This is a genomic window from Meridianimarinicoccus marinus, assembly GCF_040689105.1.
Classification (GTDB): domain Bacteria; phylum Pseudomonadota; class Alphaproteobacteria; order Rhodobacterales; family Rhodobacteraceae; genus Meridianimarinicoccus; species Meridianimarinicoccus marinus.
The window spans coordinates 1-233 of the sequence record NZ_JBFBVU010000153.1; the positions used below are offsets into that span (position 1 = coordinate 1).

General features: G+C 67.0%; 1 pseudogene. It reads right to left on the reverse strand.

Annotated features, from left to right (window positions below):
• Nucleotides 1-233, reverse strand: a pseudogene (locus tag AB0T83_RS20660) (IS110 family transposase); the annotation flags it as partial.

Sequence of the window (233 nt, forward strand, 5' to 3'; positions counted from 1 at the left end):
GAACCGCATCGTCGGGCGCATGGCTGCCTCCGCGATGGCTTCAGCATCCGCGCGGTCGTTCTTCTGACGCTTCACGAACGGTTTTACACAGGCTGCCGGGACGAGCCGAACCTCATGGCCGTGCTCCTGCGCCACGCGGCCCCAGTGATGTGACGGGGCGCAGGCGTCCATCGCGACCACGCAAGCCGGGTGCCCGGCCAGAAGCGTCGTCAGACGTGTCCGTGACAAAACCC